At 70.2% G+C, this 13,774-nt stretch carries 8 protein-coding genes; 5 read left to right on the top strand and 3 right to left on the bottom strand.

From position 1 onward, the window contains the following. Positions 1 to 20 precede the first annotated feature (20 nt). The 3 genes from ACH4DZ_RS24125 to ACH4DZ_RS24115 all read right to left on the bottom strand — a co-directional run bounded on the left by ACH4DZ_RS24125 (position 21) and on the right by ACH4DZ_RS24115 (position 6,030). Positions 21 to 1,514, bottom strand: coding sequence for a family 43 glycosylhydrolase (locus tag ACH4DZ_RS24125; protein ID WP_398289367.1), 1,494 nt, complete (start codon positions 1,512 to 1,514; stop codon positions 21 to 23). Further along, positions 1,511 to 4,762: a discoidin domain-containing protein gene (locus ACH4DZ_RS24120; protein ID WP_398289366.1), complete on the bottom strand. Its 3,252-nt coding sequence runs from the start codon at positions 4,760 to 4,762 to the stop codon at positions 1,511 to 1,513. Before ACH4DZ_RS24120 ends, ACH4DZ_RS24125 begins: the two co-directional genes overlap by 4 nt. 239 nt (positions 4,763 to 5,001) lie before the next feature. Continuing rightward, a complete protein-coding gene (locus ACH4DZ_RS24115) occupies positions 5,002 to 6,030 on the bottom strand; it encodes a LacI family DNA-binding transcriptional regulator (RefSeq protein ID WP_398289365.1) in 1,029 nt (342 codons plus the stop codon). Between the two features lie 205 nt (positions 6,031 to 6,235). Between ACH4DZ_RS24115 and ACH4DZ_RS24110 the strand changes: the two genes are divergently transcribed. The 5 genes from ACH4DZ_RS24110 (at position 6,236) to ACH4DZ_RS24090 (ending at position 13,730) form a co-directional block, all read left to right on the top strand. Then, the gene (locus tag ACH4DZ_RS24110) at positions 6,236 to 7,558 is read left to right on the top strand and encodes an ABC transporter substrate-binding protein (RefSeq protein WP_398289364.1); all 1,323 of its coding nucleotides are present in this window, start codon (positions 6,236 to 6,238) and stop codon (positions 7,556 to 7,558) included. Positions 7,559 to 7,689: 131 nt separating this feature from the next. Beyond that, a complete protein-coding gene (locus tag ACH4DZ_RS24105; RefSeq protein ID WP_398289363.1) occupies positions 7,690 to 8,649 on the top strand; it encodes a carbohydrate ABC transporter permease in 960 nt (319 codons plus the stop codon). Further along, positions 8,646 to 9,464, top strand: a complete 819-nt coding sequence (locus ACH4DZ_RS24100) for a carbohydrate ABC transporter permease (RefSeq protein WP_398289362.1) — start codon at positions 8,646 to 8,648, stop codon at positions 9,462 to 9,464. Before ACH4DZ_RS24105 ends, ACH4DZ_RS24100 begins: the two co-directional genes overlap by 4 nt. Positions 9,465 to 9,580: 116 nt before the next feature. Further along, positions 9,581 to 11,530: a glycoside hydrolase family 127 protein gene (locus tag ACH4DZ_RS24095; protein WP_398289361.1), complete on the top strand. Its 1,950-nt coding sequence runs from the start codon at positions 9,581 to 9,583 to the stop codon at positions 11,528 to 11,530. Between the two features lie 13 nt (positions 11,531 to 11,543). Next, positions 11,544 to 13,730, top strand: coding sequence for a beta-L-arabinofuranosidase domain-containing protein (locus ACH4DZ_RS24090; RefSeq protein WP_398289360.1), 2,187 nt, complete (start codon positions 11,544 to 11,546; stop codon positions 13,728 to 13,730). The last annotated feature ends 44 nt before the right edge of the window (positions 13,731 to 13,774 follow it).

Genomic DNA, 13,774 nt, shown 5'->3' with positions numbered 1-13,774 from the left:
GAGCGGTCCGTCGGGCGGGGCTACTCGCCCGACGGCGCGGTCTGGGCGGCGCCGAGGGCCACCGGTGTGCCGAAGTCCGGTGTGCCGTCGGCGTTCCAGGTGAACTTCTGCGCTCTGGTGCTCCGGTTCATGTCGCAGCCTCCGGAGGCCGAGTTGTTGGCGTGGTAGACGATCCAGTCCTCCGTTCCGTCGGGCGACTTGAAGAAGCCGTTGTGCCCGGGCCCGTACACACCATTGGCGTCGGACCGCTGGAAGACTGGGGTGGGCGACTTGACCCAGGACGCGGAACTGAGCGGGTCGCCGCCGTTGTGGGTGAGCATGCCCAGCTTGTAGTCGGGGGTGGAGCAGTGGGCGGCGGAGTACACGATGAACGTCCTTCCGCCGCGCTGGAGGACCTCGGCGCCCTCGTTGACCGCGCCGCCCACGGTCTCCCAGCCGTAGGTCGGGGTGGACAGGACACGGCGGGTGCCGCTCGCCGTCCAGGGGTTCGACAGCGGGCGGATGAACATCGGCTGCGAGCCGTTGTAGAAGGTGCCCAACAGATAGAGCTTGCCGTCCAGTTGGAGGATCCCCGGGTCCAGTTCCCAGGTGTTGTCCTGGGTCGGGTCGAGCAGGTCGGCCTTGAAGCTGTAGGGCCCCATCGGGTCGAGACTGGCGCTCTCCAGCACATGGATCCGCTGGGTGCCGAGGTCGTACGGCTCCCGCCCGGCGGTGTAGTAGAAGTACCACCGCTTGCCGTTGGGACCGTCGAGCAGATGGAACTCGGGCGCCCACATCGTGCCGGCCCCGTTCGGCCGGGTCAGGTTGAAGACCACCTGCTCGGCGGCCGTGGCAAGGCCGCCCAGGGTGGCCGACTTACGCATGGTGACCGTCGAGTTCCAGGTCGTCGTGGCGAGGTAGTAGGAGCCGTCGTAGTACGTGAGCCAGGGGTCGGGCCCGCGCTGGGCGAGCGGGTTGGTGAAGGTGCCCGGGCTCGTACCGCCACCGCTGAAGCCGGGCAGCCGCCACACCCTGCCGTTCGCGGCGGAGCACGGCAACTGCACCAGGGTGGTGTTCGAGGCGGACGAACCACCGCTCGGGGCCACGCACTTGCCGGAGCCGACGGACACCAGGTTGAAGGTCCGGTCGGTGCCCGCCACCGTCACCGGGACGAGGCGCCACCGCTGGTTCGTCGCGCTGTGGCAGGGCCACTGGATGACCGCCGCGTTGTCCGCCGTCGACGCGCCGGAGACATCGACGCACCGACCGGACTGCGTGGTGATCGTGTACGTGTCGGTCGTCCCCGCGACCAGGGTGTAACCGAAGCTCTGGCCGGCGCCGGAGCCGCAGGTGAAGGTGCGCAGTTGAGTGCCGTCGGCCGACGAACCACCGGGCAGATTAAGGCAGTTGCCGCCGTTCTGGTTCACTCCTGTCGACGTGAACGCCACCGCGGCGGAGGCGGGCGGCGCCACGAGGAGGGCGACCGTGAGGGTGAGCACGGCGAGGAGCGCGGAGAGACATCCGGAACGGGTCACGGGCCGTACACCTTCGCTTCCAGGAGGCCGACGGAGTTCGTGCCGTTGCCCGTCAGCAGCACCCGCAGCCGCGTGGTGCTCGTCGGGGTGAAGGAGACGGAGTTGTACTGGTTCCTGGCCACCGGATAGGTCCCGGCGCCCGGCACATCGGCGTAGGCGCTGCCGTTCCAGTACTGGAGCTTCCACGAGGCGGGCATGTCGATGCCCTGGTCGTCGTCGAAGAAGTAGACCTCCGCCCCGGCCAGGTTCCTCGCCGAGGACCAGGTCAGGTCGACCCACTGCTGACCCGTCTCGGGCCAGCATCCCCAGCGCGGGTTCACCGTGTCGTCGGACGACGGCGGATCGACCCCGTCGTTGACCGCGGCGGCACTCTCCCAGGACGAGGTGTACGACGCGGACGCCGTCGCCGCCCCGGCGAGGTTGGCGGGCGGCTGGACACCGCCCCGGTTGAACACCTTGACCTCGGTGAGCCCCGTCTTCGCCCCCGGGGTGTTGGTGACGAGGATCCGCACGCGCTGGGCACTGATCGCCGGGAACCGCACCAGGTTGTAGTTGGCACGCGGCGCGGCCGGACTCTTCGCCTGGTCGGGCACGTTCACCCACGAACCGCCGTTGTAGTACTGCACGGTGTACGCGGACGGGGCCCGGTAGGTGGTGCTCGCGGGCCGGCTGTCCTTGAAGTGTAGACGCACCTCGTCGAGCGTGCGCGCGGCGCCGAGGTTCAGCTCGTACCAGTCCTGGCTGTCGGGGGAGCCGCCCGCGCCCCAGAAGGGTTCGTTGGTGGGGTAACCGTCGACCGCGCCGGAGACGGCGGTGCCGGACCCGGTGTGCGAGGCGGACACGGTCGCGCCGGAGGCCAGGTTGGGCAGGTCGGCGGTCAGGTCGACGCCCGCCTTGGCGAGCATGTCGACCATGCGGGGACTGCTCTGCACGACCTGGTTCGGAGCCTTCAGCCCGGCGACGGAGGTGTGGTGGGTGACCGTGCCGTTCGTGGTGACGTCACCGGTGGCCGGGTCCCAGGTGAAGGGCACCAGTGAGTTGACGGTCGCGGCCCGGCTGCCGTTGACGAAGATCGAGTAACCCTCCGGGACACCGGGATAGCGGACCACTCCGTCGGCGGGGTCGTCCCAGACGATGGTCAGGTCGGCGCCCCGGTAACGGAGGTTGTTGACGGTGAAGTGGCTCCAGCCGATGTTGATCGGCGAGAGCTCGACCTTCGCGTCGCTGCGCGGGCGCAGCCCGGCGACGTCCTCGATCACGGTCCAGTTGCTGCTGCCCAGGATGTTGTGGTGGATCCAGGAGCGGTAGTCGATGCCGGTGCCGTTCCAGTCGGCCCAGAACTCGTTGGCGTCCGGCCACTGGGTGTTGCCGCCGACGTACTGCGCCCAGGTGTTCCAGTACAGGAGCTTCTTGTAGTCGGTCGCGTTCATCCAGGAGTTGGGGTACTTGCGCAGCACGGACGAGTACAGCCGGAACTGCACGGTGGAGTTGATGGTCGAGAAGTTGTTGGAGCCGGGGTTCCCGGCGTCGGCCGCCGCCTTCTTGTCGACCTGGTTGGCCGTGTAGAAGGGGAACACGGGGTACTGGGCGGGGTCGTCGTACAGGCGCAGGGCCTGCTTGTACGTGGCCGTGTCGGGGACCGCGCCGACGGAGAACGGGTAGTAGTTGTTGATCTCCTTCCAGGGCACCCATTCGTTGGTCGACTTCAGCCGGTGCTCGAACAGCTGCCGGTTCGGGTTCCAGAGCACATTGACGATCGCGTCCTTGATCTGTGTCGCGAGCGTGCGCATCTCGGTGGCCTTGGCCGTGTTGCCGGTCGCCTCGTAGGCCTGCGCGGCGGCGAGCGCGCCGCTGTACTGGTAGGCGGACTCGGCGCGGTCCATGTTCCCGGGCTTCCAGTGGAAGGAGACCGCGTCGGCGTCGTTGCCGGTCAGCGCGCCCCAGTCGTACTCGATGAGCTTGTTGTTGTCATGGTCGTAGTGGGCGAGCTGGCCCTTGACGTCGCCCTCGGCGTAGCGGGCCAGGTTGGCGGCGATGCCCGGCTGGCCGCCGTGGATCTGGTAGCTCTTCCAGGCGGCCTCGGCGATGTACTGGGTGTAGCTGTTGGACCAGTTCTCGGGATCGCCCGGATTGTCGAGGAAGCGGGCCCCCTTGGACGTCTGGCCGACACTGAGCCAGTCCCCGTACGCGTAGGACGGATCGCGCAGGTACTTGAGGTCGTCGATGTGCATGGGCTGGGTCAGCGCGATCGCGTTGTTGTAGCCGAGCACGCCCTCGGTCGAGGTCGGGAACTGGAAGGTCTGCCCGGGGATGTCGGCGTCCAGGCTGTTGAAGCGCATCAGCCACCAGCGGTAGTAGATGTTCTTCTTGATCGCGCCCTCGGGCACGTCGATGTAGGGCACGTTCTGCGCCCACCACAGGTTGTAGGCCCGGACGTGGGTGGCGAACGCGGTGGCGGCGGAGTAGCCCGCGTAGGCGTTGTACTCCGTCAGGGACTGGGGGATCTCGTCGGTGACGAAGCCCATCACCACCTTGGTGGTCACGGTGGCTCCGGCCGCGATCGTGACGGACCGGTTGAGCCCTCCGCCGGACACGGCGAAACCGTCACCCGTCAGGCGCGGGCGCACGGTGGTGAGGTTGTTGTACGCGTTGACCTGCCCGGTCAGCTCACCGCCACTGCCGGAGGTCGCGTACGGGGAGGTCGCCCGCAGTTGCAGCGTGGTGGCGGCACTGCCGTTGTTCCTGATCGACAGGTTGGTCACCGCGACGTTGTTGTCGGTGATGAACTTGGTCTGGTCGACGCTGACCGACCCGTTGGTGTGCACACTCTTCCAGTGGCTGGGCGTCTGCCGGCGCTGTGCGACCTGTTCGGTGAAGGTGCCCGGGGAGATCGCGACCGCGTAGGCGTTGTTGTCGTTGACGCTCTCCCAGTAGGCGACATGGCCGCCGAACCCGAGCACCGCGGGGTCGTGGGTCTTCATGAAGAGCGCACGGCCACGGCTCATCAGCCAGGGCCCCGCCGGGTCGTTGCCCGTGCGGGCCAGCAGCCGGTCCATCCAGAAGTCGGTGCCCGAGCTCTCCGCGTCGTAGATGCTCCGCATCATGTCGCCCGTCGTGTGGGCGACGGGCGGTGCCGGGATCGCGGGGCCGCTGAAGGTGGGGAACCCGATGGTCTGCGCGGCCTGGGCGGGAGCCGCGGTGACGACGGAACAGATGATGAGCACCAGGGCGACGAAAAGGCGCTTCATGACAGGGCCCCTCGTTCGCGGGGTCCCTGCCGGCGGGAGGTGCTGTCCGTTCTGAGCGGTCTTCTCATCGGAGCTCCCTGTCCAGTTATGTTGTGCTCATGACATGCAACTGTGTCCAGCTGTGCATGTGGAAGCGCTGGAGAGCGAAACAGAAACGACCTGAAAGGTTTTCGCAACGTAGGTCTGTGCCCCGGAAGTGTCAAGAGGGCTGCGTGCGAAGGGGGTTCGGGCACCGGCTTTCAGGACAGGGCCGCCGTGGACCCCCTGATCACCACCCGGCCGGGCTGGCTCTCCACACCCGACCGCCGTGTCCCGGCGATCGCGCCGAAGAGGGCGTGCGCCGCCGCCCGCCCGACCTGTTCGAGGTTCATGTCGACGCTGGTCAGCGGCGGACGGGAGGCCGAGGTCAGCACCTGCCAGTTGTCGAAGCCCATGACCGCCACGTCCTCCGGCACCCGGTGCCCGCGCTCACGCAGTACGTCCATCACGCCGCGGGCGATCTGATCGCTGCCGCACAGCACCGCGTCCACGTCCGGGTGCCGGTCGAGCAGCATCGCGGTGGCCGCCCGCCCCCAGCCCTCCGACCACGCCCCGAACCGCGGTTCGCCGACCAGGGCGAGACCGGCGTCGTCGAGCGCGGCCCCGGCGCCCTCGGCCCGCTCCCGCGCGGCGAGATACCCGGGGTCGCCGGTGATGTGCGCGATCCGCGTACGGCCGCAGGCGAGCAGGTGGTCCACCGCGATACGGCCGGCGCCCACGCTGTCGGGGACGATGGACAGGTCCGCCGGGTCCTCCGAGGGCGCGTACGCGTAGACGACGGGGACGGGGAGTTCGCTGCCCAGGGAGGGGCGCGGGTCGGTCCGGCTGCCCACCACGATGAGACCGTCGACCCGGCGGCCGAGCAGCGCGCGGACATGGTGCTGCTCGCGGATCGCGTCGCCCCGGGCGTCACAGAGGAACACCGCGACCGCGCCCGCCCCGAACGCGTCCTCGGCGCCCATCAGGATCGGGATGCTGAATCTGCCCTCCAGGTCGCTGGTGAGCAGGCCGACGGTGCCCGTGCGGCCGGCGAGCAGGCCGCGGGCCAGCTGGTTGGGTTGGAACGACAGCCGCTCGGCCGCGTCGACCACCCGCTGCCGTGTCTCGGCCCGCACCTGGGCCCGGCCGTTGAGCGCCTTGGAGGCGGTGGCGAGGGACACGCCTGCCAGCCGGGCGACGTCGCTCAGCGTGGCGGGCCCCGAACGAGCGGGGTCGGTGGCCTGGGCCATGGGTGTTCTCCTGTCTCGCGGCGCGTGGCTAAACCGTACGCGAGAGGGTTTCGGCCGAGGTGTCTTCAGGATGTTCTCCCGGGTAGCACCTGGTCCCGGACTTCCGCTCCGTGCAAGGGGATTGACGGGTGGTGAGCCGCGTCCTAGCTTTCAGAAAGGCTTTTCGGTTTCTTTCCGGCGCAGAACCCACACGAGGGGGATCGTTATGGGGAGCACGACCGGACCACCTGGACGTCGTCGCCGGCGTCTCACTGTCGCCCTCGCGCTGCTGACCGCCGCGAGCCTGGTCACGGCCTGCGGCTCCGGGGACGACGACTCGGACGGCGCGGGCGGTGGCGGGGCCGGGGCCGGGGACGCCAGAGGCACCGACGACGGGGCCTCACTCACGATGTGGACGCGCGCGGCGACCCGGCCGCAGAGCGAGGCACTCGTCGAGGCGTACAACGCGAGCCATGAGAACAAGGTCGAGCTGACCGTCGTCCCCACCGACGACTACCAGGCCAAGGTCGGTGCGGCCGCCGGGTCCAAGGACCTGCCCGACCTGTTCGCCTCCGACGTGGTGTTCGTCCCCAACTACACCTCCAGCGGCCTCTTCGCCGACCTCACCGAACGCATCGACGCCCTGCCCTTCGCCGACGACCTCGCCCCGTCCCACATCAAGGCGGGTACGTACGAGGACAGGAAGTACGTCGTGCCGCACACCCTCGACCTGTCGGTGCTCTTCTACAACAAGGACCTCTACCGCAAGGCGCAGCTCGACCCGGAGAAGCCACCCGCCGACCTGGCCGAATGGGACCGGCAGGCACGGGCCGTGGACAAGCTGGGCGGGGGAGTCGACGGCACCTTCTTCGGCGGCAACTGCGGCGGCTGCGGAGTCTTCACCTGGTGGCCGTCGATCTGGGCGGCCGGGGACGAGGTGCTGAACAAGGAGGGCACCGGGGCGACGCTCGACTCCGCCACCGCGAAGCAGGTCTACGCCACCTACCGCGACTGGGTGCGGGACGACATCGTGGCCCCCGGCGCCCGCGACGAGACGGGCACCACCTGGACCGGTGTCTTCCCGAAGGGAAAGGTCGGCGTCATGCCGATGCCGTCGACGACCCTGGGGCTGATGCCCGAGGACCTCGACCTCGGGGTCGCGCCCATCCCCGGACCCGACGGCGGCGGATCCACCTTCGTCGGCGGTGACGCCATCGGGATCTCCGCCACCAGCAAGTCGACCGACCAGGCCTGGAACTTCCTCGCCTGGTCCCTGGACGACAAGGCGCAGATCGATGTGGTCGCCGCCCACAAGGACGTGGTGGCCCGCACCGACCTGGCGTCCAACAAGCACTCCAGGACGGACCCGCGCCTGGTGACGATCAACCACCTCGTGGCCGACGGCCGCACCCCGTACGCCCTGAAGTTCGGCCAGACCTTCAACGACCCCAACGGCCCCTGGCTGACCCTGATGCGAGACGCGGTCTTCGGCGACGAGTCGAAGGTGAAGAAGGACAACGACGCGGTCAGCGCGTCACTGGCGGACTGAGAGCCGAGTCCTGGAGGACAGGGGCGCAGCCCACTTCCTCCAGGGGCGCGGGGGAACCGCGCGACCAGCCCCCACGCGCCCGCGGCTTCCGATCACGCCCCACCTCCCAGGTCACACGGCGAAGGAGCCCCATGCAGGTGAAGGCGGCAGCCGGCCCGGCGGTGGCCGAACCCCGGGCCCGGCCGCACCCCCGCACCCCGCGTGCGCCCGCGCCCTGGTGGCGGTCCCGCAGGACGAAGGGCCTCGCCTACGCGGCCCCCACGGCCGCATTCGTAGCGATCTTCTTCCTCCTGCCCCTCCTCCTCGTAGGCCGGATGTCCCTCAGCGACTGGCCGCTCCTCACGGGCGACCGGGGCGTCAACACCCCCGAGAACTACACCGACGCCACCGACAGCACCCTCTTCTGGCCCGCGGTCCGCTTCACCCTCCTCTACACCGTCATCGTCACGGTCGTCCTCCTCGGCCTGGCCCTCCTCCTCGCCCTGCTGGTACAGGAGTCCCGCCCCGCCGCGGGCTTCTTCCGCACGGTGTACTTCCTGCCCGGCGCCCTGGGCCTGGCCTCCGCGTCCCTGCTGTTCTGGGGCCTGTACAGCCCCACCACCGGCCCGCTGAGCCGCATCCTCGAAAAGCTCGGCCTCGTCGACGACCCGGTGTCCTTCCTGGGCACACCGACCTCCGCCCTCCTCTCGACCGTCTTCCTCGTCGTCTGGAAGTTCGCCGGCTTCTACATGCTGATCCTGCTCGTCGGCCTCCAGCGCATCCCCCACGAGGTGTACGAGGCGGCCCGCACGGACGGCGCGAGCCGCGCCCAGATCTTCCGCCGCATCACCCTGCCGCTGCTGCGGCCCTCCATCGCCCTGACCCTGCTGCTCTGCGTCACCGGATCCCTGCTGGCCTTCGACCAGTTCTTCATCCTCACCAAGGGCGGACCGGACAACAGCACCGTCACCGTCGTCCAGTTGATCTACCGCGAGGCCTTCCAGCGGCTGAACCTCGGCACCGCGGCCGCCCTGTCGATCATCGTGCTGGCCGTACTGCTCCTGCTCAACGCCCTCCAGTTCCGCGGCCTGCGCCGCGCCGACGAGTCATGAGCCGCGGTCCGGGCCGTACGCCCTACTTCGTCGTCGCCGGCGGACTGGCCGTCATCTTCCTCTTCCCCCTGCTGTGGAACGCCTGGGCCTCCGTCAGCGGACAACCCGGCACCGCGCAGGAGTCCGGCCACGGGTTCGGCAACTACCGCACACTGCTCGACCACGACGCGGGCCTGTGGCGCTACCTCCTCAACAGCACGGTCGTCTCCGCGCTGACCGTCGCCCTGACCCTCGGGGTGTCCCTGCTGGGCGGTTACGCCTTCGCCCGCTTCGACTTCCCCGGAAAGAACCTGCTGTTCCTGCTCACCCTGGCCATCCTCATGGTCCCGTACGCCACCCTCCTCATCCCCCTCTACGTCCTGCTGGGCAGACTCCACCTGCAGAACTCGCTCGTCGGGCTGAGTCTGGTGCTGGCCATGTTCCAACTGCCGTTCGCCACCTTCATGATGCGGATCTCCTTCGAGGCGGTGCCGCGCGAGCTGGAGGAGTCGGCGTTCATCGACGGGTGCGGCACGGCGGGCGCGCTGCGCCGGGTGCTGCTCCCGGCGGTGCGACCCGGGCTGATCACCGTCGGGCTCTTCGCGTTCCTCGCCGCCTGGAACGACTTCATCGCCCCGCTGATCCTGATCTCGGACAGCGAGAAGGCACCCCTGCCGCTGGCCGTCGCGAACCTGCGGCAGCAGAGCATGGGCGCCGTCGACTACGGAGCCACCGAGGCGGGTGTGGTGGTCCTCGCCGTGCCCTGCCTCCTGCTGTTCCTGCTGCTGCAACGGCACTACATGCGGGGCTTCATGTCGGGCGCGCTCAAGGGCTGAAGCCCCGACCGGCCTCGACTCGACGGACAAGCGAAGGGACGAACCGAAGGCATGAAGTGGTGAAGGAGAACGAGGAGAACCAGGAAAGCAGGCAAGGCAAGCAAAGCAGGCAGAGAATGGAGAACCCGGCGCCGTCGTCCGTCCTCCCGGTGGCGCCGACCCGGGGCAGGCTGCGGCCGCTCGGGCTCGACGAGGTCGGCATCACCGGTGGATTCTGGGCCCGCCGCAGACACATCAACGAGACCGCCACCCTCGGTCACTGCCGTGACCGGATGGAACGCTCCGGCTGGACCGGCAACTTCCGGGCCGCCGCCGAGGGGCGCGTCCAACAGGACCGGCGCGGACGGGAGTTCGCCGACTCCGAGCTGTACAAGCTCCTCGAAGCCACGGCCTGGCAGAGCGCCGCCGGTAGCGCGCCGGACGTGGACGCCACCGCACTCACCGAGGCCGTCGCCGCCGCCCAGGAACCGGACGGCTATCTCAACACCGCCTTCGGCCGCCCCGGACAGCAGCCCCGCTACAGCGACCTGGAATGGGGCCACGAGCTGTACTGCCACGGCCACCTGATCCAGGCGGGCGTCGCCCAGGCCAGGGCGCGGGGAGCGAGCGAGGGCGAGCTGACGAAGGTCGCCCGACGGGCCGCCGACCACATCTGCGCGACCTTCGGACGGGGCGGCATCGAGCGCGTCTGCGGCCACCCGCTGATCGAGACGGCCCTGGTGGAACTGGCCCGGCTGACGGGGGAGGAGCGCTATCTGGCCCAGGCCGCGCTCTTCGTCGACCGCCGGGGCCACGGCACGCTCGCCGACGGCGAGTTCGGCCGCGTCTACTACCAGGACGACCTGCCCGTACGGGAGGCCCATGCGCTGCGCGGCCACGCCGTACGAGCCCTCTATCTCGCGGCCGGCGCCGTCGACGTGGCCGTGGAGACCGGCGACGAGGAACTGCTCGCCGCCGTCGTACGGCAGTGGGAGGCGGGGGTCGCCCGGCGCACCTATCTGACCGGCGGCATGGGCTCCCACCACCGGGACGAGGCCTTCGGCGACGACTTCGTCCTGCCGCCGGACCGCGCCTACTCGGAGACCTGCGCGGGCGTCGCCTCCGTACAGCTCAGCTGGCGGCTGCTGCTCGCCACCGGTGAACCGCGCTTCGCCGACCTCGCCGAACGGACCCTGTTCAACGTGGTCGCGGCCTCCCCGGCGGAACACGGCCGGGCCTTCTTCTACGCGAACACGCTGCACCGGCGCCACCGGGGTGCCCCGGCGGCCGCCGACGCGGTGAGTCCGCGCGCCGATTCCGGCTCGCGCGCGCCCTGGTTCGAGGTGTCCTGCTGCCCCACCAACGTGGCACGAACGCTGGCCCAGCTGCCCGCGTACCTGGCCACGGCGGACGACCACGGCATCCAGGTGCACCAGTACGCCGACGCGCGGATCGCCACCTTCCTCGCGTCCGGTCACGGTGTCGCTCTGCGGATCCGTACCGACTACCCGGCCGACGGGACCGTGGTCGTGCGCGTCGACCGCTCGCCGTCGGACCGCCCGTGGACCGTTTCGCTGCGCGTCCCCGCGTGGACGGCGGGGGCCGCGGCATGGCTGGTCGAACCTGACGGCAGCCGTCGCACGGTCGTCCCGGGCACCGCCGAGGTCACCCGGGTCTTCCGGCCCGGCGACGAGATACGGCTCGAACTGCCCGTACGGCCGCGCTGGATCGACGCCGATCCGCGCGTCGACGCGGTGCGCGGCGCCGTGGCCGTCCAGCGCGGGCCGCGGGTGTACTGCGCCGAGTCCGTGGACCTGCCCGGCGGCCTCGACGTCGACGCGATCCGTGTGGACCCGTCCGCGGACCCGCAGGACGGGCCGGACGCGGCGGGGGACACCGTCGTGGTCGCCGGCCGGGTCACCGCGTACGACGCGCCACGCGACGAGCCCTGGCCGTACCGGCCGCTCGACGCTCCGACCGCCCCACCGGAGGCCGACGGGGCGGAGATCACCCTGGTCCCGTACCACTCCTGGGCGAACCGGGGCCCCTCGACGATGCGGGTGTGGCTGCCCGCGGACCACCCATGACCGGAGGCAGAGCATGTCCCGACCCCCCACACGCCGACGCCTGTTACGGCTCGCCGCCGGGACGGCGGCCGCTGTCCCCCTCGCGCAGACGACGCAGCCCGCGCATGCCGTGACCGGTGCGGCCCCGGACGCGCCTGGCATCGCGGAAACGGCGCCCGGCCGGGCCACCACGGCCGCCGCGCCCGCCCTGCAGGTACAGCCGTTCCCCCTGGGGCAAGTCGCCCTCGGCGAGGGCGTGTTCCGCCGTAAGCGCGACCTGATGCTCGACTACGCCAGGGCCTATCCCGCCGACCGGATCCTGGCGGTCTTCCGGGCCAACGCCGGACTGGACACCCGCGGGGCCCGTCCGCCCGGCGGCTGGGAGACGGCCGACGGCAATCTGCGCGGGCACTACGGCGGCCACTTTCTCACCCTCGTTGCGCAGGCGTACGCCGACACACGGGAGGCAGCGCTCAAGGCCACACTCGACCACGTGGTGAGCGCGCTGGGCGAGTGCCGGCAGGCCCTGGCCGAGCACGGCTCCCCGAGACCGAGCCACCCCGGCTATCTGGCGGCGTATCCGGAGACGCAGTTCATCCTGCTGGAGAGCTATACGACGTACCCCACCATCTGGGCGCCGTACTACACCTGCCACAAGATCATGCGGGGTCTGCTGGACGCGTACACCCTCGCCGGGAACGCGCAGGCCCTCGCGCTCGCCTCGGGGATGGGCGACTGGGTGCACAGCCGCCTCGGCGGGCTGCCCAAGGCGCAGCTGGAGCGCATGTGGTCGATCTACATCGCGGGGGAGTACGGCGGGATGAACGAGGTGCTGGCGGACCTGCACGCTCTCACCGGACGGCCGGAGCACCTCGCCGCCGCCCGCTGCTTCGACAACACCGCACTGCTGGACGCCTGCGCCGAGGACCGCGACATCCTGGAGGGCAGACACGCCAACCAGCACATCCCGCAGTTCACCGGCTATCTGCGGCTGTACGACCACACGGGGCAGGAGCGGTACGCCGCCGCGGCCCGCAACTTCTGGGACATGGTCACCGAGTCCCGGACGTACAGCCTGGGCGGTACGGGGCAGGGCGAGATGTTCCGTGCCCGGGGCGCGATCGCGGCGACCCTCGACGACAAGAACGCCGAGACCTGCGCCACGTACAACATGCTCAAACTGAGCCGGCAGCTCTTCTTCCACGAGCCGGATCCCGCCTACATGGACCACTACGAGCGAGGTCTGACCAACCACGTCCTCGCCTCCCGCAGGGACACGGCCGGTGGGCCGGGCACGGGCAGCCCGGAGGTGACCTACTTCGTCGGCATGGGGCCGGGAGTCGCGCGGGAGTACGGCAACACCGGCACCTGCTGCGGCGGCACCGGCATGGAGAACCACACCAAGTACCAGGACTCGGTGTACTTCCGCTCCGCGGACGGCAACGCGCTGTACGTCAACCTCTACCTCGCCTCGACCCTGCGGTGGCCCGAGAAGGGTCTCGTCGTCGAGCAGACGAGCGACTATCCGGCGGAGGGCGTGCGCACCCTGCTCTTCCGGGAGGGCGGTGGCACGCTCGATCTGAGACTGCGGGTGCCGTCCTGGGCCACGGAAGGCTTCACGGTCACGGTCAACGGGGTGCCGCAGCCGGGCGTAGCAGTGCCAGGCACCTATCTCAGCGTGAGCAGGACCTGGCGGCGCGGCGACCGGATCCGCATCTCCGCGCCCTACCGGCTGCGGATCGAGAGGGCCCTGGACGACCCCGCCGTCCAGTCGCTGTTCCATGGGCCGGTGCTGCTGGTCGCGCGGAGTCAGGAGACGGGCTTCCGCGCGTTCTCCTTCTACAAGGACTTCACACTCCGGGGCGATCTCGCCGACGCGATCGACCCCGAGGGGCGCCCCTCGCACTTCACCACCCACGGTCTGACCCTGGCGCCGTTCCACCTCGCGGACGATGCCCGCTACCACGCCTACTTCAGGCGCGCCGAACCCGTCGTCGTGTTCGGCGCGACCGACTCCGGCGTACCGAACCGTGCCCGCGGTGACGGGCTGACCTTCCTCGACGTCCTCTGGGCCCAGGCTCCCTTCGCGGCCTCCGGCGACTTCGTACGGGCGGTGGGCGTCCTCGCCGACCTCTGGCTGGCGGAGGGACGGTTCACGCGGGCCGAGCGGGACCGTGTCGTCGCGGCGGCCCCGGGCGTCTCTCAGGTAAGGCATGCCTAACGACGTCGGATAATGTTCTGCGTGCACCTACTTGTACCCGCCGG

Origin of the sequence: Streptomyces sp. NPDC017991, assembly GCF_044328075.1 — a bacterium.
In the GTDB taxonomy this organism is placed as follows: Bacteria; Actinomycetota; Actinomycetes; order Streptomycetales; family Streptomycetaceae; genus Streptomyces.
The sequence above is the reverse complement of the archived record's forward strand: the minus strand, read 5'-3'. Positions and strand labels throughout refer to the sequence as shown.